The sequence below is a fragment of the Saccharopolyspora antibiotica genome (assembly GCF_047200635.1).
GTDB lineage: Bacteria > Actinomycetota > Actinomycetes > Mycobacteriales > Pseudonocardiaceae > Saccharopolyspora_C.
In genome coordinates this window covers 19883-42230 of sequence record NZ_JBJZOI010000001.1, presented here as the reverse complement: position 1 = coordinate 42230, position 22348 = coordinate 19883, and the positions used below count along the sequence as shown (strand labels likewise).

General features: G+C 72.3%; 21 protein-coding genes. 6 read left to right on the top strand and 15 right to left on the bottom strand.

What is annotated here, in order from left to right:
- Positions 1–6 precede the first annotated feature (6 nt).
- Positions 7–834, bottom strand: coding sequence for an aminoglycoside phosphotransferase (locus tag ACL03H_RS00205; RefSeq protein ID WP_412808941.1), 828 nt, complete (start codon positions 832–834; stop codon positions 7–9).
- A 59-nt stretch (positions 835–893) separates the two neighbouring features.
- A complete protein-coding gene (locus ACL03H_RS00200; protein WP_412808940.1) occupies positions 894–1571 on the bottom strand; it encodes a DUF305 domain-containing protein in 678 nt (225 codons plus the stop codon).
- A 163-nt stretch (positions 1572–1734) separates the two neighbouring features.
- On the opposite strand from ACL03H_RS00200, the gene ACL03H_RS00195 reads away from it, so the two are divergent.
- Positions 1735–3189 (top strand): LVIVD repeat-containing protein, encoded by a 1455-nt coding sequence (locus ACL03H_RS00195; RefSeq protein ID WP_412808939.1) that lies wholly within the window; start codon positions 1735–1737, stop codon positions 3187–3189.
- 59 nt (positions 3190–3248) lie between these two features.
- Here the strand turns inward: ACL03H_RS00195 and ACL03H_RS00190 are convergent, their stop codons facing one another.
- From ACL03H_RS00190 to ACL03H_RS00170, 5 genes are all read right to left on the bottom strand, one after another.
- Positions 3249–5408, bottom strand: coding sequence for a putative bifunctional diguanylate cyclase/phosphodiesterase (locus ACL03H_RS00190; RefSeq protein WP_412808938.1), 2160 nt, complete (start codon positions 5406–5408; stop codon positions 3249–3251).
- A 260-nt stretch (positions 5409–5668) separates the two neighbouring features.
- Positions 5669–6562 carry an oxidoreductase gene (locus tag ACL03H_RS00185; RefSeq protein WP_412808937.1) on the bottom strand — a complete coding sequence of 298 codons (894 nt, stop codon included), beginning with the start codon at positions 6560–6562 and terminating at the stop codon, positions 5669–5671.
- Positions 6563–6627: 65 nt separating this feature from the next.
- Positions 6628–7335 carry a M50 family metallopeptidase gene (locus ACL03H_RS00180; protein ID WP_412808936.1) on the bottom strand — a complete coding sequence of 236 codons (708 nt, stop codon included), beginning with the start codon at positions 7333–7335 and terminating at the stop codon, positions 6628–6630.
- A gap of 127 nt (positions 7336–7462) precedes the next feature.
- The gene (locus tag ACL03H_RS00175) at positions 7463–8776 is read right to left on the bottom strand and encodes a M20 family metallopeptidase (protein ID WP_412808935.1); all 1314 of its coding nucleotides are present in this window, start codon (positions 8774–8776) and stop codon (positions 7463–7465) included.
- Positions 8777–8848: 72 nt separating this feature from the next.
- Positions 8849–9595 (bottom strand): EI24 domain-containing protein, encoded by a 747-nt coding sequence (locus ACL03H_RS00170; protein WP_412808934.1) that lies wholly within the window; start codon positions 9593–9595, stop codon positions 8849–8851.
- A gap of 187 nt (positions 9596–9782) precedes the next feature.
- On the opposite strand from ACL03H_RS00170, the gene ACL03H_RS00165 reads away from it, so the two are divergent.
- Together ACL03H_RS00165 and ACL03H_RS00160 are read left to right on the top strand one after the other, a co-directional pair.
- Entirely contained in the window at positions 9783–10715 is a 933-nt protein-coding gene (locus ACL03H_RS00165; RefSeq protein WP_412808933.1) for a YihY/virulence factor BrkB family protein, read from the top strand.
- Between the two features lie 87 nt (positions 10716–10802).
- Complete coding sequence (locus ACL03H_RS00160) at positions 10803–11834, top strand: iron-siderophore ABC transporter substrate-binding protein (RefSeq protein WP_412808932.1); 1032 nt, start codon at positions 10803–10805, stop codon at positions 11832–11834.
- A gap of 4 nt (positions 11835–11838) precedes the next feature.
- On the opposite strand, the gene ACL03H_RS00155 is transcribed toward ACL03H_RS00160, so the two are convergent.
- The gene (locus ACL03H_RS00155) at positions 11839–12780 is read right to left on the bottom strand and encodes a DUF5996 family protein (RefSeq protein ID WP_412808931.1); all 942 of its coding nucleotides are present in this window, start codon (positions 12778–12780) and stop codon (positions 11839–11841) included.
- Positions 12781–12880: 100 nt separating this feature from the next.
- Complete coding sequence (locus tag ACL03H_RS00150; RefSeq protein WP_412808930.1) at positions 12881–13024, bottom strand: hypothetical protein; 144 nt, start codon at positions 13022–13024, stop codon at positions 12881–12883.
- A 3-nt stretch (positions 13025–13027) separates the two neighbouring features.
- Here ACL03H_RS00150 and ACL03H_RS00145 point away from each other — a divergent pair, with 3 nt between their 5' ends.
- Positions 13028–13267, top strand: a complete 240-nt coding sequence (locus ACL03H_RS00145; protein WP_412808929.1) for a muconolactone Delta-isomerase family protein — start codon at positions 13028–13030, stop codon at positions 13265–13267.
- A gap of 98 nt (positions 13268–13365) precedes the next feature.
- On the opposite strand, the gene ACL03H_RS00140 is transcribed toward ACL03H_RS00145, so the two are convergent.
- The 5 genes from ACL03H_RS00140 to ACL03H_RS00120 all read right to left on the bottom strand — a co-directional run bounded on the left by ACL03H_RS00140 (position 13366) and on the right by ACL03H_RS00120 (position 19931).
- Positions 13366–14646, bottom strand: a complete 1281-nt coding sequence (locus ACL03H_RS00140; protein ID WP_412808928.1) for a pyruvate dehydrogenase complex dihydrolipoamide acetyltransferase — start codon at positions 14644–14646, stop codon at positions 13366–13368.
- A gap of 91 nt (positions 14647–14737) precedes the next feature.
- Entirely contained in the window at positions 14738–15733 is a 996-nt protein-coding gene (locus ACL03H_RS00135) for an alpha-ketoacid dehydrogenase subunit beta (RefSeq protein ID WP_412808927.1), read from the bottom strand.
- Between the two features lie 86 nt (positions 15734–15819).
- Positions 15820–16914: a pyruvate dehydrogenase (acetyl-transferring) E1 component subunit alpha gene (pdhA, locus tag ACL03H_RS00130; protein ID WP_412808926.1), complete on the bottom strand. Its 1095-nt coding sequence runs from the start codon at positions 16912–16914 to the stop codon at positions 15820–15822.
- A gap of 35 nt (positions 16915–16949) precedes the next feature.
- The gene (lpdA, locus tag ACL03H_RS00125) at positions 16950–18413 is read right to left on the bottom strand and encodes a dihydrolipoyl dehydrogenase (protein WP_412808925.1); all 1464 of its coding nucleotides are present in this window, start codon (positions 18411–18413) and stop codon (positions 16950–16952) included.
- Positions 18414–18710: 297 nt separating this feature from the next.
- Positions 18711–19931: a PucR family transcriptional regulator gene (locus tag ACL03H_RS00120; RefSeq protein ID WP_412808924.1), complete on the bottom strand. Its 1221-nt coding sequence runs from the start codon at positions 19929–19931 to the stop codon at positions 18711–18713.
- Between the two features lie 153 nt (positions 19932–20084).
- On the opposite strand from ACL03H_RS00120, the gene ACL03H_RS00115 reads away from it, so the two are divergent.
- Both ACL03H_RS00115 and ACL03H_RS00110 read left to right on the top strand, forming a co-directional pair.
- A complete protein-coding gene (locus ACL03H_RS00115) occupies positions 20085–20762 on the top strand; it encodes a GntR family transcriptional regulator (protein WP_412808923.1) in 678 nt (225 codons plus the stop codon).
- A gap of 296 nt (positions 20763–21058) precedes the next feature.
- Positions 21059–21199 carry a hypothetical protein gene (locus tag ACL03H_RS00110; protein WP_412808922.1) on the top strand — a complete coding sequence of 47 codons (141 nt, stop codon included), beginning with the start codon at positions 21059–21061 and terminating at the stop codon, positions 21197–21199.
- A 42-nt stretch (positions 21200–21241) separates the two neighbouring features.
- On the opposite strand, the gene ligD is transcribed toward ACL03H_RS00110, so the two are convergent.
- A complete protein-coding gene (ligD, locus tag ACL03H_RS00105; protein WP_459561762.1) occupies positions 21242–22237 on the bottom strand; it encodes a non-homologous end-joining DNA ligase in 996 nt (331 codons plus the stop codon).
- Between the last annotated feature and the right edge of the window lie 111 nt (positions 22238–22348).

The following is a 22348-nucleotide window of genomic DNA, read 5'->3' as shown; positions in this document are numbered from 1 at the left end:
GCCCGCTCAGGGCAGGCCGGCCACCAGCTCGTGCAGCGGCTCGGCGAGGTCGGGGTGGTCGCCCATGTCGACGCGGTGCAGGGCCCGGGCAGCGGCGTAGCGCAGCGCCGTCCGCCCCGGGTCGGAGTCGAGCACGTCGGCGAAGGTCCGATGCACCCGCTCCGCGGTGCGCGGGGCGAGCAGGGAGTAGCAGTACAACGTGGCGGCATCGGTACCGGCCGGAGCGCGCCCCCACAACTCCCAGTCCAGCAACCCGAACCGGGGTTCCAGCAAGTTCGCCCAGTGCAGGTCGCCGTGCGCCGTCTCCCATTCCGCCAGGTCCGGCTCCACGCCGAACTTCTCGCGCACGGCGCGCCGGATGTGCGGTTCGTCCCGGCGCATCCGCTGGGTGGGGACCGCGCGCACCACCTCGGTGGTGCGCCGCAGCTCGTCCCACCACTCGGCGGGCAGGTCGAGCTCCGCTCGCAGCACGTCCGACTCCGAGCAGCGCCGCCCCGGAACGAAGGTCATCAACTCGCCCCGCTGCCTGCGCACGTCCTCCAGGTCCCACTCGACGACGCCGAGCACCCGGGGCTTGCGCACCCCGGTGATCGCGTTGGCGTCGGCGTTGCCGGTCCACCAATCCCCCTCGGCCCACCGGGTCTCCTCGGACGCCAGCCGCAGCCAGCGCGGCCCCGCCGGACCGAGCACCGCCGCGCCGATGGACCGCGACCGCCACCCGAACACCGGCTCACCCACCACCGACACCTCGAAGTGCTCGGCGGCGCGGTCCAGGTTCTCCCGCATCCACGCGGCGAACAGCTCGTCGGACTGGTCGATCTCGTTCGGTGCCATCATCTGATCATGTGGCATCGGGGCCCGGCGCGCCGAACCCGGGCCGCTTCGCGCCGGGATCAGACGTCGGCGGCGAGGCCGCGCATGGTGGCGATCTCGTCGGATTGGGTGACGAGCACGTCCTGGGCCATCTCGTGCACCCGCTCGTCGCGGCCCGCGGCGAGCACGTCGGTGGCCATCGCCACGGCGCCCTCGTGGTGCGTGGTCATCAGCCGCAGGAAGAGCCGGTCGAACTCCGCGCCGGAAACCGCCGCCAGCTCCGCGAGCTGCTCGGGGGTCGCCATGCCCGGCATGTCCGCGCGGTGCCCGCCCCCGTGGTGGCCCGGCTCCGACGCCTCCTCCGGCGGCACGCCGCGGGAGTCGAGCCAGCCGCGCATCGCCCCGATCTCCACCGGCTGCGCGCCGCCGATGCGGGCCGCCAGGGAGCGCACCCGCGCGTCCCGCGCCCGCGTCTCGGCGAGATCCGTCATCAGCACCGCCTGCTCGTGGTGCACGATCATCATCCGCACGTAGTCCGCTTCGGCCCGCCCCGGCTCCGCCGCCGACAACCGCCCGCCCGGTACGGACGGGACCACGGACGGCTCGTCGCCCGGTGCGCCCGGCAGGACCACCGGAGCCGACTCCGGCCGCGGTTCGGTGGTCCCCCCACCGCAGCCCGCGACCAGCAGCACCGCCAGCGCGCACCAGCCCGCGACGACCGCACCGCGACGACCCGCCGCCCGCCACAGAACCGGCACCACGCCCCCTTTTCCCAGCCGTGCCAACGGGAATTTCACATGTTGGTACGACCGACTCGGCCTATTGGCCCCACCACGTCGCTACAAGATACTGATCGAACGCGGTCGGGGTAACCGCTGCCAGAACGACGGCCGGGGAGCCGGCCGGCTTGGGGTGATGGGCTTGAATTCGCGTACCGGTCAGCGCACCAGAAGACGAGCCGCGGGCGTCCTCGCCGCGACCGTGCCGTTGCTGCTCGGCGTGGTGTTCGCACCACCGTCCTCGGCGACGCCGCCGCACGAGCACCCGGAGGACACCTCCGGCGCCTCGCTGCGGGCGGAGCCGGGGGAACCCGAGCACAGCCCGAACATCGAGCACCTGGCGAACCTGCCGAAACAGGCTCCGTTCGACAACCTCGACGCATTCGGCACCGACATCGCGTTCCAGGGCGACCACGCCTTCGTGGGCAACTACGACGGCGTCGTCGTCTACGACATCTCGACGCCGCGGCGGCCGAGGATCGTCAGCCAGGTCGCCTGCCCCGGCGGGCAGGGCGACGTGTCGATCTCCGGGAACCTGCTGTTCGTCTCCACGGACTACCCCCGCACCAACGACACCTGCACCAGCGAGGAGACCACCGCCGCGGACCCGCGGGCGTGGGAGGGCATGAAGGTCTTCGACGTCAGCGATCCGGCGAAACCCCGCTACGTCTCGGCCATCGCCACGGACTGCGGTTCGCACACCCACACGCTCGTGCCGGACGAAGCCGGCGAGGCGGTGTACCTCTACATCTCCTCCTACGGGCCGGCACCGGAGTTCCCGGCGTGCCAGCCGCCGCACGACAAGATCTCCATCGTCAAGGTGCCGCTGGCCGCGCCGGACTCGCCGGAGCTCGTCGACGCCCCGGTGCTCTTCCCGGACGGCGGCAACCCGGGCTCACCCGGTGGCGTCAGCGAAACCACCGGCTGCCACGACATCACCGCGTTCCCGGAGCGCGACCTCGCCGCAGGGGCCTGCATGGGAGACGGGGTGCTGTTCGACATCTCCGATCCGGCGAAGCCGCGGGTGACCGAGCGGGTCCGCGACGACGAGAACTTCGCGTTCTGGCACTCCGCGACCTTCAACAACGACGGCACGAAGGTCGTGTTCACCGACGAGCTCGGCGGCGGCGCGGCCGCGACCTGCAACCCGCGAGTGGGCCCGCACCGGGGCGCGGACGGCGTCTACGACATCACCGGCACCGGCTCGGACCTGGAGCTGCGGTTCCGCAGCTACTACAAGCTGCCCCGCGACCAGGCCGACACCGAGAACTGCGTGGCGCACAACGGCTCCCTGATCCCGGTTCCGGGCCGCGACATCATGGTGCAGGCCTGGTACCAGGGCGGCGTGTCGGTGTGGGACTTCACCGACTCGGCGAACCCGCAGGAGATCGCCCACTTCGACCGCCCGCCGTTCGACCCGGGGAAGCTGGAGCTCGCGGGATCGTGGTCGGCGTACTACTACAACGGCCACATCTACTCCAGCGGCATCCAGGAGGGCCTGGACGTGCTCGCGCTGAACGACCCGCGCACCGACCCGGCCAAGGACGTCCGCTACGAGGAGTTCAACCCGCAGACCCAGCCGGTCCACGCGGACTGATCACCGGCGCCGGTGGCCCCGCTCGCGCTGCGCGGGCGGGGCCACCGGGCGGTCCCGGGTCAGTCGTGGTCGTGGAGAGGTGAGCGCGGTTCCTCGAAGGCGCGCAGCACCTGGTGCGCGTCCCAAGCCGCGAGCGGTTCCCCGAACAGCGGACCGAGCGCGAAGTCGCAGCCCGCCTCGGCCCAGCCCCGCGCCTGCTGCTCGTCGCGCACCTCGCCGGTGCAGATCTTGACGCCGCTGTCGTGCATCAGCGGCATCAGCTGGCGCACCGCGCGCACCGCCGGGTCCTCCGGTTCGGCGCAGGTGTGCACCAGCTCGACCAGCTCATCCGCCAGCCGCACGCCCGCCACCGGGACGCGCCGCAGCACCCGCAGCTCCTGCGCGGAACCCGAGAAGCCGTGCAGCAGCACGCGCACGCCCATCGAGCGCAGCACGTCGATGTTCTCCAGCAGCTCCTCGGAGGCGCGCAGCACCGCGTCGGCCGGCAGCGCCAGGTGCATCCAGCCCGGGGCGAGGCCACCGCCGTCGAGCACCGAGCGCACCAGCGCGACCAGGTCCGGGTCGCGGAACTGGTTGCCGCTCAGCTCGACCAGGAAGCAGACCCGCTGCCCGCCGCGGTGCCACTGCGCCACCTGCTCCCAGGCGGTCCGCAGCATCCAGTCGCGCAACGCGAGCGTCACCCCGGACCGCTCCGCGAGTTCCTGGCAGGAGCGGTGGCCCAGCACCTCGTGGCCCGGCGGGCTCCAGCGCAGCCGCGCCTCGACCGAGATCAGGCCGCGCGAGGCCAGATCGACGACGGGCCGGTAGCAGACCTCGAACTCGCCGAGCTCCAGCGCGCCGGGCATGATCGCCGCCAGCTTCGCCTCGGACCGCTCGTCCGGGGCGAGGTCGGGGTCGTAGAGCTCCCACTGCCGCGCGCCCGCGATCTCGGCGCGGCGCAGCGCCACGTCGGCCGCGCCCATCATGCTCGCCGGATCCGCCTCGGCGACCGTGCAGCGGACCACCCCGATGCTCGCGGTGGTGGCGATGCCGTGCTCGCCGACGTAGATCGGTTCCGAGAGCTCCTCGTTGATGAGCGCCGCGAACTCCGGAATGGCCGGGGTGTGCGGGGATTCGCTGATGAGGATGGCGAACTCGGTGCCGCCGAAGCGAGCGACCAGGGCCTCCTCGTTCTCGACGAGCTGCTCCAGCCGGTGCGCGACGGCGCGGATCACCTTGTCCCCGGTCTCGTGCCCGAGCCCGTCGTTGATCAGCTCGAACCCGTCCAGCCCCAGGTGGTAGAGCGTGAGCACGCCGTCCGACGGGAAGTTCCCCTGCGCGGCCTCCAGCCTGGTGCGGAAGTACTGCCGGTTCGCCAGCCCCGTCATCGCGTCGTGCAGCGCCTGGTACTGGATGCGCTCCTGCAGCAGGTAGAGGTCGCTGATGTCCTCGACCATCGTGACGATGTGCTTCGGTTCCCCGTCGGCGTCGCGCAGCAGCGAGACCGCCAGGTAGGCCCAGGCCTGCTCGCCGTCCGCGCGCAGCAGCCTGCGGCGCTCCCGGAGTCGCTGGCCCGGGCCGCCCTCGGCGAGCTCCGCGTAGGCGGCGTTGAGGTAGGCGGCCTCCTCCGGGTGGAAGAGGTCGTGGATCGTCATCTCGAGCAGGTCGGCTTCCCGGTGCCGGAGGATGCCGGTCAGCGCCGGGTTGACCTCGGCGAACCTGCCCTTCAGGTCGCAGATCGCGACCCCGATGGGGGTGCTGGTGAACACTTCGCGGAACCGGGCGTCGCTGGCCTTGCGCTCGCGATCGGCGCGCAGCAGCGCCTGGGTGGTGCTGCGCTGGCGGACCTCGGCGCGCTGCCGGTCGGCGGCGGAGTACGACGCGGCGATCGAGGTGAGCAGCTGGAGCAGGTGTCCCACCGCCCCGACCCCGGACTCGCCGACGACGCACTCCCGGATCAGCTCCAGCGTGCAGGGAAGGCTGTGATCCCCGGTGGCGCGCAGCTCGACGAGCCGCTCCCCCACCACGCGGCCGGACTCCTCGGCTTTCGACGGGTTCTGCAGCGCGTCGGCGAGCTCGTCGACGAGCTTCGCGAGCTCGCGCTGGAGTTCGGCGGCCGCTAACCGGATCTCCGGCGAGCAGTCGAGCAACCGCTGCGCCCACCGCGCGGCCAGAGCGACGCGCCATCCGGCCGGTTCCTGCGCCCCGGCCACGCTGCCCGGGTCCAGGGAATCTCCCATGCTCAGTTCACCTGTCCGTCGACCACGCCGGCGGACTTCGCGCCGGCCCAGGCGAGATGGCCGGTCACCACGGAGCGGGCGCCTGTCCCGACGGCCTCGCGGCCGCCGGTGTCACCGCGCCCCATCGGTCCCCGAACGTCTCCCCGTGTCCGCAAGACTACTGGGTGAAGTCTTGTACGCGGAGCACCGTCCACTCCCTTGATCACGTCCCCGAACTTGCCCCGTTCGTGATCACCTTCCCCCGTCGGGCGGGGTGAGGATCACCCGGCCCGTTCGACCGCCTGCCCCTCGGCGACCAGCGCGTCGAGCTCGGCGATCTCCGAGTCCGCCAGTTCCACCCGTTCGGCCGAGCAGTTGCTCTCCAGGTGCTCGATCGAGGAGGTACCCGGGATCAGCAGCACCGCGGGCGACCGCCGGAGCAACCACGCCAGCGGCACCTGGGTGGGCTCGATCTCGTGGCGGCGCGCGATCGACCGCACCAGTTCACCGCCGCGCACCCCGGAATCGGCGACGAAGGCGGAGCCGAGCGGGAAGAAGGGCGCGAACGGCACTCCCAGGCCCGCTGCGTGGTCCAGCAGGTCGGCGCAGCCGCGATCCAGCAGGTTGTAGGCGTTCTGCACCGCCGCCAGCGGGGTCACCTCCCGCGCCTGCTCGAACTGCTCCAGCGTCACGTTCGACAGGCCGATGCCCCGCAGCAGACCTTCCTCGCGCAGCTCCACGAGCGCGCCGAGCTGGTCCTGCACGGTGATCCCCGGGCGATCGACCGTGTGCCGCAGGTACACGAGGTCGAGGACGTCGACCCGCAGCCTGCGCAGGTTGTCGTGCACCTGGGCCTTCAGCGCGTCCGGATGCCCCAGCGGGAGGAAAGCACCCTGCCGGTCGCGGTAGGCACCGATCTTGGTGGCCAGCACCAACCCCTCCGGATAGGGGTGCAGCGATTCGGCGATGAGCTCGTTGACCGTCCACGGGCCGTAGAAGTCGCTGGTGTCGATGTGATCGACGCCCAGCTCCACGGCGCGGCGCAGCACCGCCTTCGCCCCGTCCGGGTCGGCGGGCGGCCCGAGCACCCCGGGACCCGCGAGCTGCATGGCGCCGAATCCGGTGCGGCGCACCGGGCGCACGCCGGGAAGGTCGAGAACCTCGTTGATCGTCACGCGCTGATGCTGCGGCACCGGGCCGGGTCGAGGCAAGGCACCGCCCCGTCCACCGCGGGCCCGAGCTACAGCTGGGGGATGAGCAGCAGCCAACGACCGCCGAGGAGCAGCGCGGCGCCGCCGATGAGGAACCAGACGCCCAGCCAGCCCGCCGCCGGGAACCGGGTGAGCCGCGCCAGCTGATCGGCGTCCGAGCTCGGCGCCCGGCCCCCGGTGCGCTTGCCGCGCAGCTCCGCGATCGGGCGCAGGCCGCCGAACAGCAGGAACCAGCTCACCAGCACGCAGCAGGCCGCCTGCCACTGCGGGGTCGCGAACCAGGACACCGCGAACAGCGCCCCGCCGGTGACCACGACCGACAGCACGCCGTAGGCGTTGCGGATGGCCAGCAGCATCACCGCCAGCAGCCCGATCGCCGCCCACAGCGCGATCCGCTCTTGGTCGAACGACACCAGCGCCGCACCACCCAGGCCCAGCAGCGACACCGCCGGATACCCGGCGAACAGGGTGAACACCATGCCCGGCCCGGTGGGTCGGCCGGTGGAGAGCGTGAGCCCGGAGGTGTCGGAGTGCAGCCGGATGCCGTTGAGGGTCCGGCCGCTCAGCAGCGCCACCACGGCGTGCCCGCCCTCGTGGGCGATGGTCACGACGTTGCGCAGCAGCAGCCAGCTCCCCCGGTTCAGGACGAGGCCGAGCGCGACCAGCCCCAGCAGCAGGGTCAGCGCCGACCCCGAGTCGAGCAGCTGGGCGCTCCAGCTTCTGACCAGTTCGTCCACGGCGGGCACCTCGGGGTAGGTCGCGATCGGGCGGGTGCCGATCGTACGCAGCGCCCACCCGCCGGCCTCACCCCGCCGGGTGAGGTGGGCGGCCGCCGCTCCCCTGGCGGCCGCCCGGGGAGCGGGCTCAGTCGAAGAAGGCGGGGACGTCGACGGCGCCGCCCGCGTCCTCGAACTCCGCGCGCACCGCGGCGCGCAACCGCTCGTCGGCGAGGTAGTCCACCGCGGTCAGCGCCAGCCCGACCGCCCCGTCCAGCACCGCCCGGTCTCCGGCCGCCGAGCCCGCCGCCGTCGCGAAACCCGAGGTGTGCAGGGACAGTCCGGGGTCCTCCAGCCCGATCATCGGGTGCATCGCCGGCATCCGGAAGCTCAGGTTGCCCAGGTCCGTCGAACCGGTCAGGTACTCCGGGACCACCCCGCGCGGCAACGAGGTGCGGCCGCGCCGCGCTTGGTGCCCGGCCCAGCGGGCGGCGAGCGCGTCGTTGTGCCGGATCGGCAGGTACGGGTGCTGCCGGTCCCAGATCAGCTCCACGCCGCAACCGGTCATCTCGGCGGCACCGCGGGCGATCCGCTCGATGCGCGCGGCGAGGTCCCGCAGCGAATCGGCATCGGCGGAGCGGACGTAGAACTGGGCGGCGGCGCGTTCCGGCACCACGTTGGGGCGTTGCCCGCCGTCGGTGATGATGCCGTGCACCCGGTCCCCGGAGGGCACGTGCTGGCGCAGCGCCGCCACACCCTGATAGGTCGCGACCACCGCGTCCAGCGCGTTGCGACCCATGAAGGGCTGCGCCGAGGCGTGTGCGGCGATGCCGTGGAAGACGACGTCGAGCTGCCTGCGGCCCAGGAACGGGTGGGTGGCCACGTCGTGCGAGAACGGATGCAGCATGAGCACCGCGTCCACGTCGTCGAAGATCCCCGCTCGGGCCAGGAGCTCCTTGCCGCCACCGCCCTCCTCGGCCGGGGTGCCGATGAGGCTGAGCCTGCCGCCGACCTCGCCGAGCACCGCGGCGGCACCGAGGAACCCGCCGGTGCCCGCCGCGCAGATGATGTTGTGCCCGCAGGCGTGGCCCACCCCGGGCAGCGCGTCGTACTCGGCCAGCACCGCCACGTGCGGCCCGCCGGTGCCGGTGCTCGCCAGCAGCGCGGTGGGCAGCTCGCCCACCCCGACCCGCACCTCGAAGCCCTGCTCGCGCAGCAGGCCCGCCGCGGCGGCCACCGAGCGGTGCTCGGCGAAGCCCTCCTCGGGGTGCTCGTGCAGGTCGTGGCTCAGCGCGAGGAGCCGCGCGGCGTGCTCGTCGAGCCACCGCTCGGCGCGGGCGCGGACGGGCTCGGGGGCGCCGTCGAACTCGGAGCTGATCGGTTCCGCGGTGGCGACGGCCCGCTCGGTGGCGGCGGCGACCTTCGCCAGGTACGCGCCGTCGGGCGTGGTGGGAGCAGTCATTCCCGCACTGTAAGCCGCCCGGGTGGGCCTCCGGCACACGTCCGGGTCAGCGGGGCCGACCCTCGGACGAGGTCAGGAGGTCTTCTCGTCCAAGCAGCGGTGGGCGAGCAGGGTGCCGCCGACGACCGCGGCGGGGATCACCACGAGCTGCGCCACCGGGATCAGGCACAACAGGTAGGTCGGCAGGCCGAAGCCGAGGGTGCTCGCCTTGTTCCCGGCCAGCGCGCGCCGCCGATCGCGCACGTCCAGACCGCGCCGCTGGAACACCAGGCCCACCATCTCCAGGGCGACCACCCAGGCGCCGAAGACGGCCCCGAGCACCGGTACCGCGGTCTGCCCGAGCACCGGCACGAATCCGAGCGCGAACAGCACCAGCGCGCCGACCACCGCGATGAGCACCAGCTTCAGCGCGTCCCGCACGCCCCGGCCGATCTGCCGGGCGACCCCGGCGCCGTCGTCGCTGGTGTCGAGCCCCAGCCGCTGCTCGGCCTGCTCCGCGATGTGCTCGTAGAACGGGCCGCCGATGAGCAGGGTGAGCGCGATGAACGACACCGAGGCCAGCAGCGCGGCCGCCCCCACCAGCGCCACGCCCACGATCAACCGGAAGGCCTGGCGCAGCCAGTCGCTCCAGCCATCGGCGAACGGCGTCACCGCGGCCACCAGGTCCCCGCTGAAGTACAGCAGCGATCCCAGCGCGCCCAGCAGCAGCACAGCGCTCAGCAGCGCCGGGATCGCGCCGATCAGCAGCAGTCGCGGGGACCGCAGGATGAGGCCGAAACCGGTGCCGAGCGTGCGGGCCCCGGCGAGGAAGTTCTTCATGCTGCTCCAGGAACGACGGATCTTGCGGCAAACGGTACCGACCCGATTTCACCGCCCGTGACCGCATCACTCCTCCCCATCCACCGTTTTCGTGACCTGGACCACCTTCGCGTCACGGCGAGCGCTCGACGCACATCGGATGGATCACGACTCCGCGTCCCGCGACGCCGAGCCGAAAGGGGATCACGTGTCGACAGCGCGGAGGTCGCTCGCCGAGCGGCTGTGGTACGCGCAACCGCGCAACCGGCAACTGCGCGGTCTGTGGCTGCTGACGAAGAAGACGATCCTCACCAGCGGGCGGCACCGGCTCACCGGGCTCGCCGGGGAGGCCGCGTTCTTCACGCTCATCTCGATGCCACCGGTGCTGCTGGGCCTGGTCGGCACGCTCGGCTACCTCGCCGACGTGCTCGGCGAGGGCACCATCGCCGCGGTGCGCGAGGCGCTGGTGGGCGGGGCCTCGGCGGTGCTGTCCCAGCAGGCCATCGACGGGTTACTGCAACCGGTGCTGGACGAGGTGCTCAGCTCCGGTCGCGCCGGGGTGATCTCCATCGGCTTCGTGCTCGCGCTGTGGTCGGGCTCGGCCGCGCTGAACGTCTTCATCGACACGATCTCCGTGGTCTACGGCCTGGGCGGGCAGCGCGGCGTGGTGTGGCAACGGCTGATGTCGGTGCTGCTCTACACGCTGGCGCTGTTCGGCGGGATCGTGCTGCTGCCGCTGCTGGCGGTCGGCCCCTCGGTGATCGCGGGCTGGTTCCCGCAGGCCGCGGCAGTGGTGTTCGCGCTGTACTGGCCGGTGATCGTGATCGGCTCGATCGCCTCGCTGTGCACGCTGTACTCGTTGTCGCTGCCGCTGCGGGCGCCGTGGCTGGAACACCTGCCCGGCGCGGTGCTGGCGATGCTGGTGTGGCTCGGCGGCAGCTTCGCGCTGCGGATCTACCTGGACGTCACGATCGAGCGCTCGCCGGTCTACGGCGCGTTGGCGGCGCCGATGGGCGTGCTGCTCTGGCTCTACGTCACGGCGTTCGCGGTGCTGCTCGGCGCCGCGGTCAACGCGGAGCTCGACTCGGTGCAGCCCTCCCGGCGCACCGCCCGGGCCCGGCGGGAACTCGTCGACGACTGAGCGGCGTGCGAACGAACTCACACCACGAGACCGTCCCGCTTTGTTAGGTTAGCCTTCGCTCGACCTGCTTCGGATGAAGGATGCCTGATGACCACAGCTGACCGAACTCCCCCGCGCGGGGCCGCCCTCGGGACTCGACTGGGCAGGCGCGGCTTCCTCGTGGGGGCGACCGGCCTGCTGGCCGCGGGCCTCACCGCCTGCGCGGGCGGGTCACCCGCCCCCTCCGGCCAGGCCGCCGGGCCCGGCTTCCCCGTCCGGATCCCGAACAAGTTCGGCACCGCCGAGATCCCCGCCGCCCCCGGCAAGGTCGTGTCGTTGGGCATCACCGACCACGACGTGCTGCTGCCGCTGGGCGTGCAGCCCGCCGGGCTCACGCCCTGGGGGCCGTGGGCCTCCGGGGTGGGCCCGTGGGTGGAACCGCTGCTGCGCTCGAAGCCGGAGCAGCTGGCCAGCGAGGTGGACGTCGAAGCGGTGATCAGCTTGATGCCGGACCTGGTGCTCGGCGTGCAGAGCGCGCTGACGCAGGACCAGTACGACCGGCTCAGCGCGTTCAAGCCGACGGTGGCGCAGCCGCCGGGGACCATCGACTACGGCGTGAACTGGCGGCAGCAGGCCGAGATCATCGGCCAGGCGCTCGGGAAGCGCGCCGAGGCGGACCGCCTCATCGCCGAGACCCAGGCCGCCATCGACCGGACCCGCCAGGCCCACCGGCGGTTCGAGGGCCGCACCCACGTCACCGTCCGCACCGACTCCGCGGGCACCTACGCCGCGTACACCAAGCAGGACGCGCGCACCGCGCTGCTGGAGCAGCTCGGGCTGCGGCTGTCCCCCGCGATCGACGGGCTGGACAGCGGGGGCAAGTTCAACGTGAAGGTGAGCAAGGAGCAGGTCTCGCTGCTCGACGCCGACGTCGTCATCGTGACCACCGCGAAGCCCACCGACGTGGCCGCGGTGCGGGCCGATCCCCTGCTGAACAACCTGCCCGCGGCCCGGCGCGGTGGGCTGCTGCTGCTCGACGACTACGACCTGACGATGGCGCTCGGCTCGGCGACCGCCACCAGCATCCCGTTCGCGCTGGAGCGACTGGCCCCGATGATCGACGGGGCCCTGCCGGCCTGACGGCTCACCGGGATTCCAGGAGGGCGCGATCCCAGGCCCCGGCCCGGGCGGCGGCCGCGTAGGTGGCGCGCAGGAAGCGCAGCAGCACGTCGTCCGGGTCCGGTGCGGTGCGCACCGCTTCGTAGTCGAGGGCGAACTCCCCCAGCTCCGGCACGTAGCCCGCGGCCTCCGGCAGCTCGGCCCGCTCGCGCAGCGCGGGCACCTGCGCGTACTCCTGGAACCCGGCGGGTTCCGGGTAGGCGTACGAGTAGAACAGCCCCTCCTCGCCGCCACCCGGCCAGAAGCCGCACGAGCTGAGCTCGTGCGAGTAGCCCTCGATCATCACCTCGTCCGGGCAGTTCGGAACGCCGCCGGGGTGCGGTGGTGCGGGCCTGCCGGAGAACCGGGTGACGGCGAGGTCCATCGCGCCCCAGAAGTAGTGCACCGGACTGGCCTTGCCGAGGAACTCCCCGCGAAACCGGCTGAACACCCGGTGCGCGGCGACGAGCTGCCGCCACCACAGGTGCGCGCTGCCCGCGTCGTAGGAGGCGTGCTCGGCGTCCTCGTCGAACGGGATCGCCGTGGTCACCTCGTTCGGCGCGGGGTGGATCCGGGTCGTCAGGTCCAGCTCGTCGAGCGCGGCCATCGTCTCCCGGTAGAACGCGGCGACCGGCTTCGGCTCCAGGAGCACCCGCCGCTCGGCGTCGGCGGTGCGGATGCGCAGCACGTGCTCGCAGAAGTCGAACTCGACGTCGAACACCCCGCCGCCGTGCGGGACCGCCGAGGTGCTCAGGCCGCGCGCGGTGACGTACAGCGCGGACTGCCACCAGTGGTTGATCCGCGGCGCCAGCGCCAGCCGCACCTTGCCCACGATCTGCGTCCACAGCTGCACCGTGTCGCGCGTGTCGGCCCACTCGTCCACCCGCAGCCGAGGCCACGCCGCGGTCCGCTCCAGCCGTCCGGTCATCGCATTCCTCCCCCGCTAGCACCCCGCCCCATGCTGCGGCCCCGGCGTGGTGAACGCAGTCGGCACCGAGCCGAACAGGCAGGTCGCGCCCGGGGAGGCCTCAGACGGGTTCCTCGGCGAGGGACCGGAGGACACCGCCGAGAGCGGTGGCGAAGCGGTCCAGCACGTCGGCGCGCAGCGACACGAAGCAGCGGGTGCCCTCGAACCGGCAGCGCACCAGGCCCGCCTCCCGCAAGGACTTCACGTGGTGGCTGAGCGTCGACGGACCCACCTGCACGGCGAAGTCCTCCCGCTGGCCCGCGGCGTGATCAAGCGCTTCTGGACGCTGGTGGGCGAGCGCGCCAACGTCGGGGTCTGGATCGCGGCCGACGCCGAGGAGCTGCACGACGTGCTCTCCGACCTGCCGATCTGGCCCTTCGCCGACATCGAGGTGACCCCGCTGATCACCCACTTCCTGGTCACCGAGGCGGAGGGGGCCACGGCCTGAGCCGGTTCCACCAGGACCCGGCGGAACCGACCGACCGGAAACGCACGACGGCCCGCCCGCCCCGGTACGGGGGCGGGCGGGCCGCGTGGGCGTGCGGGTCAGGCGATGATGCGCAGCGGGTCCTCCAGCAGGGCGGTGAACTGCTGCAGGAACGCCGCGCCCACGGCGCCGTCGATGGCGCGGTGGTCGGCCGACAGCGTCACGCGCAGGATCGTGCGCGCGACCACCTCGCCGTCGCGCAGCTGCAGCTCGTCCTTGGCCGCGCCGACCGCCAGGATCGCGGCCTCCGGCGGGTTGATCACCGCCGAGAACTGCTCGATGCCGAACATGCCCAGGTTCGAGATGGTGAAGGTGCCGCCGGACATCTCGTCCAGCTTCAGCTTGCCCTCGCGAGCGCGCCCGGCCTTCTCGCGGCCCTCGGTGGCGATCTCCGAGACGCTCTTGCGGTCCGCGTCCGGGATGACCGGGACGATCAGGCCGTCCTCGATGGCCACCGCGACGCCCAGGTTGACCCGCTTGTGCTTGATCAGCTTGTCGCCGCCGAAGGAGACGTTCACCGCGGGGTTCGCGCGCAGCGCGGTCGCGACCGCCTTCACCACCAGGTCGTTGATGCTGATCTTCGGGCCGCCCGCGGCCTGCAGCCGCTCGTTGAGCGTCGCGCGGAACGCCACCAGCTCGGTCACGTCGATCGCGCTGGTCAGGTAGAAGTGCGGCGCCTGCTGCTTGCTCTCGGTGAGCCGCTTCGCGGTGACCTTGCGGATGTTGCTCAGCGGCACCTCCTCGGCGTCCGCCGGAGTCGCCACCTGCGGGGCCGCCGGGGCCACCGGGGCCGGAGCGGCGGGAGCCTCGGCCGGTGCGGAGGAGGCCGCGGCCTCGATGTCGGCGCGGATGATCCGGCCGCCGGGGCCGGTCCCCCGCACCGAGGCGAGATCCACGCCGAGGTCCTTCGCGACGGCCTTGGCCAGCGGCGACGCCTTCGGCCGGGTGCCCTCGGCGACCGAGCCGCCGTTCGTCGTGGCCGCGGAACCCTCCGCGGGCGAGGCCGGAGCGGCGGGCTCGGCCGGCTCGGCGGACTCAGCCGGCTCGGCGGCGGGCTCGGCGGGCTTCTCCGCGGCCGGGGCGGCGGACTCCGCCGCGGACCCCGAACCGTCGCCGACCACCGCGATCGGCGTGCCGATCGGAACCGTCTGCCCCTCCTCGACCAGCAGCTTCTCCAGCACGCCTGCGTCGAAGGCCTCCAGCTCCATGATGGCCTTGTCGGTCTCGATGTCCGCGACGACCTCGCCGCGCTCGATCGAATCGCCCACCTTCTTGCGCCAGGTGGCGATGACGCCTTCCTCCATGGTGTCGGACAGGCGGGGCATCTGGATCTCAGTCATCTGCACATTCCTCGGGAACTCTCAAGATCTCTTGGTGAACCGGCTCGTCGTGGCTCCCGGGGTCCGACCCGAACGCACGACCACGTCAGGCTCAGCGGCGGCGGCCGACGGCGTCCAGCGTTTCGCGCACCGCCGTGGTCAGCGACTCGGCGGAGGGCAGGGCGGCCCGCTCCAGCGGCTTAGCGTAGGGCAGCGGGACCTCGGCGGCCGCGACCCGGCGCACCGGAGCGTCCAGGTAGTCGAACGCACCGTCCGAGATGGACGCGGCGATCTCCGCACCGATGCCGTAGGTCAGCCAGTCGTCCTCGGCGACCACCGCGCACCCGGTCTTGCGCACCGAGTTCACGATCGTCTCGCGGTCCAGCGGACGCAGGCTGCGCAGGTCCACGACCTCGGCGTTGATCCCGTCCTCGTCGTGCAGCTTCTCCGCGACCTGGGTGGCCACGCCCGCCATCCGGGAGTAGCCGATGATCGTGATGTCGCTGCCCTCGCGGGTGACGGCGGCCTTGCCGATCTCGGCGGGCTCGACGTGGTCCGGGACCTCGCCCTTGGTGTTGTAGAGCGCCAGGTTCTCCAGGAACAGCACCGGGTCGTCGTCCCGGATGGAGGCCAGCAGCAACGCCTTGGCGTCCGCGGGCGTGCTCGGCGCGACGACCTTCAGGCCGGGCACGAAGGCGTAGTACAGCTCGATGTTCTGCGAGTGCGTCGCGCCGAGCTGCTGACCGCCGCCGCCGGGGGTGCGCAGCACCATCGGGACGCTGGTCTGGCCGCCGAACATGCCGTAGATCTTGGCCGCGTGGTTGACGATCTGGTCCAGGGCGACCAGCGAGAAGTTGATCGTCATGAGCTCGACGACCGGGCGCAGCCCCAGCATCGCGGCACCGACCGCCGCCCCGACGAAGCCCTCCTCGGCGATCGGGGTGTCCCGCACCCGCTTCTCGCCGAACTCCTGCAGCAACCCAGCGGTGATCTTGTACGAGCCCTCGAAGACGCCGATCTCCTCACCGATGAGGAAGACGTCGTCGTCGCGGAGCATCTCGTCGCGCAGGGTGTCGTGCAGCGCCTGGCGGTAGGTGATGAGGGCCAAGAGTCGTTCTCCTGAAGACGTGCGCCGCCGGTGCCCGGCCGATCGGGCCGGGCACCGCGCGGCGGCGAGAGAGGTGTGGAGCTCGGTCAGAACACCGGGTCGGCGGGCAGCCGACGCGAGTCGTTGGCGACCGGAGTGGCGTAGGTGTAGTCGAACAGCGTCGAGACCTCGGGGTGCGGGCTGTCGTCGGCGAAGGCGACCGCCGCGTCCGCGTCGGCCTGCGCGCGCCGCTCGACGTCCTGCGCACCGTCCTCGTCGAGCACCCCGGCCTCGATCAGCCGAGTCCGGAAGTTCGCGACCGGGTCGTGGTCGCGGGCCTCCTGCACCGACTCCTCGCTGCGGTACTTGGCCGGATCCACCACCGAGTGCCCCTTGAGGCGATAGCTGACGGCCTCCAGCAGCGCCGGTCCGCCCGACTCGCGGGCCCGCTCCACCAGGCGGGTGGCCGCGTCGCGGACGGCCAGCACGTCGTTGCCGTCGACGCGCTCGCCGTGCATCCGGTACGCGGCGGCGCGCTTGTAGAGCTCCGACTCCGCCGAGGACTTCTCGACCGTGGTCCCCATGCCGAGGAAGTTGTTCACCACCACGAACACCACCGGCAGGTTCCACAGCGCCGCGATGTTCAGCGCCTCGTGGAAGGCCCCGATGTTCGTGGTGCCATCGCCCATCTGGCACATCACGACCTGGTCGCCGCCGCGGTAGTCGATCGCCAGCGCCGCACCGGTCGCCAGCGGGATCTGCCCGCCGACGATGCCGTAGCCGCCGAGCAGCCCGGCCTCCACGTCGAACATGTGCATCGAGCCGCCCCAGCCCTTCGAGGTGCCGGTGGTGCGGCCGTAGAGCTCGGCCATCACGCGGCCGGGCTCGATGCCCTTGGCCAGCGCGTAGCCGTGCTCGCGGTAGTTCGTGAACAGCAGGTCGGTCTTGCGCAGCGCCGACATCAGGCCGACGACGGTGGCCTCCTCACCCAGGTTCAGGTGGCAGTAGCCACCGATCTTGGCCTGGGTGTAGCCCTGCGCCGCGCGCTCCTCGAAGCGGCGGATCAGCGTCATCTGCTGGAAGTACCCGCGCAGCAGCTCTTCCGACTCGCCGGAGAACGGCCCGGTCTTCGCCGACTTCGCCGTGCTGCGGCGGGACTTCGCCCGGGTGGCGGGTTTGGTGCGGGTCGCGGTCTCAGCCATGGCGGAACCCTTTCGGTGCGACGAGAACGGGTTGGTCAGCGCTTCTTCGGCGGCGCGACGTGCACCGGCAGCCCGAGCGCGGTCATCGCCGCCTCCATGCCGATCTCGCCGAGCGTCGGGTGGGCGTGGATCGTCTCGGCGAGCTCGTCGAGCGTCGCCTCCAAGGTGATCGCCAGCGCGCCCTCGGTGATCAGGTCGCTGGCGGAGGGGCCGAGCACGTGCACGCCGAGCACCTCGCCGTACTGCGCGCCCGACACGATCTTCATGAAGCCCTCGGTGTCGCCGAAGGTCTGGGCGCGGCCCAGCGCGGCGAACGGGAACTTCACGGCCACGACTTCGTGCCCGGCGTCCTTGGCCTGCTGCTCGGTGAGCCCGACGCTGGCGATCTCCGGGTGGGTGAAGGTCGCGGCCGGGATGACGTCGTAGTCGATCGAGGCGTGGTGTCCCGCGATGGTCTCGGCGGCCACGACGCCCTGGTGCGAGGCGACGTGCGCGAGCAGCGCCTTGCCGGTGACGTCGCCGATCGCGTAGACGTGCTCGACGGTGGTGCGCAGCTTCTCGTCCACCTGGATGAAGCCGCGACCGTCGAGCTCCACCCCGGCGGCGGCCAGGTCCAGGGCCGCGGTGTTGGGCTTGCGGCCCACGCCGACCAGCACCACGTCCGCGTCGACCTCGGAGACCTTCGCGCCGTCCACCGAGACCTTGAGCGCGGCGTCCCCGCCCTGCTCGATCTTCGACACGGTGGCGCCGGTCAGCACCTGCACGCCGCGCTTCGAGAAGGAGCGGCCCAGCGCCTTGCCGATCTCGGCGTCCTCGGCGGGCACCAGCGTCGACTGCATCTCGATGATGGTGACCTCGCTGCCGAGGGCGTTGAACAGGCTCGCCCACTCGGCGCCGACCGCGCTGCCACCGATCACGGCGAGCTTGGCGGGCACCTCGGTGAGACCGAACGCGCCGTCGGAGGTGATCACGCCGGGCAGTTCCGCGCCCGGCAGCGGCAGCTGCACCGGGACCGAACCGGTCGCGACGATCACGTCGCGCGCGCTGATCCGGTCGACCGGCTCATCACCCGCGGGCTCGGCGGCGTAGCGCGGGCCGCCCGCACCGAGCGACGACTCGCCCACCGCGTAGACGTCGACGGTGGTGGGACCGGTGAAGCGGGCGTGCCCGTTGACGACGGTGACGCCGTTGGCCTTGAGCAGGCCCGCGACCCCGTCGGTGAGGCCCTTGACCACCCCGTCCTTGCGGCGGGTGATCGCGTCGTAGTCCAGCCCGACGTTCTCGGCGCGGATCCCGAAGTCGGCCGCGTGCAGCACCGTCTCGTAGACCTCGGCCGAGCGCAGCATCGCCTTGGTCGGGATGCAGCCCCAGTTCAGGCAGACGCCGCCCGGGCGCTCCTTCTCGACCACGGCCACGTTCAGGCCGCGCTGCGCGGCTCGGATCGCGGCGACGTAGCCGCCGGGGCCGCCGCCCACTACGAGGAGGTCGTATTCCTGCACTTCGATGTGCTCCTTCGAGCCGCACCGGGCCCGCACGGCACCGCCTCCAGGCGGGTGAGCGGCCGGGTGAACAACGGGTGGTTCTCACTCAGAGTTTCGTGAGCGCGGCCACTGCCGCGCTATGCGCGACCGCCCAGACTTCACGCGCGGAAGCTGTGCACCTCGCACAATCACGACCTCGTTCGATACCTCAGGTGATCAAATCTCACGTACGGTGAGATCCTACCCCTTCGGGGTCGATGAAAACCCGGACGCTTCGCGAGCGCGCGGAAAAACGCGAAAAATTCGTCGGCCGATTCAGTCGCGCAGACCGTCCCGCAGGTGTAGTGCGGACAGCGCCAGCGACAGCGACACGTAGGCGGCCCGCCCGTGCAGCGGCTGACCGACCACGGTGCTGATCCGGTGCAGCCGGTTGAGCACCGTGTTGCGGTGGCAGTGCAGCCGGACCGCCGCGTTCGCCGTGGAGCAGTTCTCCTCCAACCACGCCGTGAGCGTCTCCAGCAGCATGTCGCGCTCCTTGGACGGCAGCTCCAGCAGCGGCCCCAGCTGCGAGTCCAGCAGGCGTTGTGCCAGTTCAGGGGACTGCACGAGCAGCGCCTCCGGATAGCGCTGGTCCAGCGAGACCAACTGCGCGGAGCCGTGCGGGGCGGTGCCCATCGCCGTCACCGCGAGCTGGTGGGCCAGCCCCACCTCCGCCAGCCCGCGCACCACCGGCGAGGCCGCGACCCGCCCGCGGGCCAACGGGCGCAGCACGTCCAGCGCGCCCACCGCGCTCCGCTGCTCCAGCGCGACCAGCCCCACCAGTGTGTCGGCGCGCACTTGCCAGACCGATCGGATGTGCACCCCGCCCAACGCGTCGTGCTGGCCGCTGAGCGCGAAGCTGCCGTCCGCGCGCATCTCCGCCACCACCACCAGGTAGCGACCGCCGGTGGGCAGGTCCAGCTCCTTGGCGGTCCGCTGCGCGAAGGCGGTGTCCCGCGCGCGGCCGCTGAGCAGGTCCTCCACGAGCGCGTGCCTGCGCTGGTCGTCGCGGCGCAACCGCTCCAGCTCGGTGTTGCGGTAGGAGGTGGACAGCGTGGAGGACAGCCCGTCGATCACCGTCCAGGTCGAGGTCGCCGCTCCCAGCACCACGTCCGGGTCCGCGCCGTCGGCGTGCGCCTGCTCGACGATGGCCTCCCAGACGATGCGCCCGCCGAGGCGGAAGGTGCGCAGCATGACCTCCAGCGGCACGCCCTGCTCGGCGCGGCGGCGGCCGATCGCGGCGGCCACGTCGTCGCCGTCCGGAGCGCCCGCGAGACCGCTGAGTATCTCCAGCACCCGGCGCAGGTAGCGGTGGCAGCCGTCGTAGAGGTCCTCCCGCGGGACCGGGCGGTAGTCGGTCCACTCCGGGTTGTCGGTGAAGATCGCGGCCATCAACCGGCCGGCGAGCGCCTCGGCGTCCCCGAGCCGCGCCGCGGCCAGCGCACGGGTGAGCTCCCTCCCCGGGTCGGGGATCGGACGAGCTGGATCGACGGCCACGTCCTGCGACGATACCCGCGGCGCACGATCAGCGGTCGGCCCGGAAACCGGGCCTGGTATCAAGTTCGCAGCGGCTCCGCCCGACCCGGGGCGGGGAGCACCCCCAGCACGATCGACCGGGGCGATCGAAATCAGGCGACGATCGAGAGAGCGATGCCCGGAGCAGGACTCCCCCACCGACGACCCCGCGCCCAGCTCTCCGACGAGGTGGCCTCCCGGATCCGCGACCGGATCGTCACCGGACGCCTGCGCAGGGGGCAGCACCTGCACCTGGAGCGGCTCGCCGAGGAGATCGGAGTCAGCGTCACCCCGGTGCGGGAGGCGCTGCTGGCGCTGCGCGGGGAGGGATTCGTCGAGCTCGAACCCCGCCGCGGCTTCACCGTGCTGCCGCTGAACCGCCAGGACATCGAGGACACCAGCGAGGTCCAGGCCGCCATCGCGGGCGAGCTGGCCGCGCGCACCGCCCGGTTGATCAGCGTCGGTCAGCTGGCGGGGCTGGAGGAGGTGCAGGCCGAGCTGGAGCACGCCGGGCGGTTCGGCATCGGGGACGCGGCGGAGCTCGACCTGCGCTTCCACCACGCGATCTACGACATCGCCGGGTCCGCGAAGCTCGCCTGGTTCGTGCAGCTGACCTCGCGCTACCTGCCGCGCCGGATGCTGGGCGCCACCGCGGGGTTCACCGAGTCGACCGGCCCGGAGCACCGGGCCATCTTGCGCGCCCTGCACAACCGGGACCCGGAAGCCGCGCGGCGGGCGATGCACGAGCACCTCGCGCGCAGCGGGGAGGTACTGATCCGCCAGCTGGACCAGCAGGGATTTTGGGAGCAGTGATCGCACGTTCCGGTGAAGTCCGGTTTGTTCGATAGCCCTTCGCAGCAGCGTTGGGAAAGGATTCCCCTCCGAGAGCTGAGACGCACGCCACCAGGGAATATTTCGGACACGTAACGTATTGCCCGCTTGCGGCGACAAGCTCGGTGGCGGTCGAGCTCTCGGCGGCGTTCCCCTCCTCACCACCGGATTCGGCAGCGGCCGGTCCTCCGGGGCGGAGGAGCGCGGAATCCGGCACCGGGATCGCCGCCACCCCTCCAGCAGCAGATCCACTTCTCCAGAAGAGCGGGGCGCGAACCATGCAGATCAGCAGCCGCACTGTCGTGTCGGTTGTCGGAACGGTGATGATGGTCCTGGTGACCGTCGTGCTGGCCGCATGGGCCCAACCGCACGCCCCAGCGGCGCGCCCCACCAGCGCCGCGGTCGGCGTGCTGCGCTGATCCGCGCCGGGCCGGGTGCCCCGCCGCGAGAGCGCGCGACCCTCACCGCTCCCGCACCACCTCCGCCGCGGTCTTGTCGTCGCGCACGCCCAGGAACCTCGGGTGCCGCAGCCGGCCCTCCGGGGTCCACTCGGTGAAGGCGACCTGCACGACGAGCTCCGGGTCCGCCCAGCGCACCTCGCGCTCGGGGATGCGGTCGGCGAACGGTGAGTCGCGCCTGGCGAGGCCGTCCAGGCGGGTGCTCAGCTCGCGCAGCGCCGCCTCGTCGTAGCCGGTGCCCACCTTTCCCGCGAAGCGCAGCGCGTCCCCCTCGAAGTAGCCGACCAGCAACGCGCCGAAGCCCGTGCGGGAGCCCTTCGGCGCGGTGCGGCCGCCGACGACGAACTCCTGGCCCGACAGGCACGGGAACTTCAGCCAGTCGCGGGAGCGGCCACCGCGGTGCGGGCGGTCCGCGCGCTTGGCGATCAGGCCCTCCCACCCGCGCGCGCACGCCTGCCGGTAGAAGTCCTCGCCGTCGCCGCGCCGGTGCTCGCTGAACCGCAGCGGACCGGTGAAGTCGAAGCACTCCGCCAGCAGCCGCTTGCGGACCCGCAGCGGCAGCCGCGCGAGGTCCACCCCGCCGAGGGCGAGCAGGTCGAACACGACGTAGTGCACCGCGACCCCGCTGCGCCGGGCGGCCCTCGGGTCGCTCAGGTGCATCCGGCGCTGCAGCAGCGGGAAGCTCGTGCGGTCGCCGTCGAAGGCCACCACCTCGCCGTCGATCACGAACCGCTCCGGGGCCCCGGCCAGCGCCTCGACGATCTCCGGGTAGGAGGCGTCCACCCGGTTGTGGTTCCGGGACCACAGGACGGGGTCCCCTCCGTCCCGCCCGGCCACCACCCGGACCCCGTCGAGCTTGCGCTCGAACAACCAGTCCGGATCGGAGAACCGGGCGTCCGCGCGGGTCGCCAACTGCGGTGCGAGCCAGTCCCCCGACCAGCTCCGCAGCCGCGGCCTCAGCTCCGGGTCCACCAGATCGATCAGATCATCCCCACCCACGGATGCGGTATACCCGTAGTGGGCAGGACACCCGTCCTGACCACCCGCTCTCTCACACTTTCGTGTTGGTGCGGGAAACTGGCGTCGATCCGCCGCAGGCGCGGGCCGACG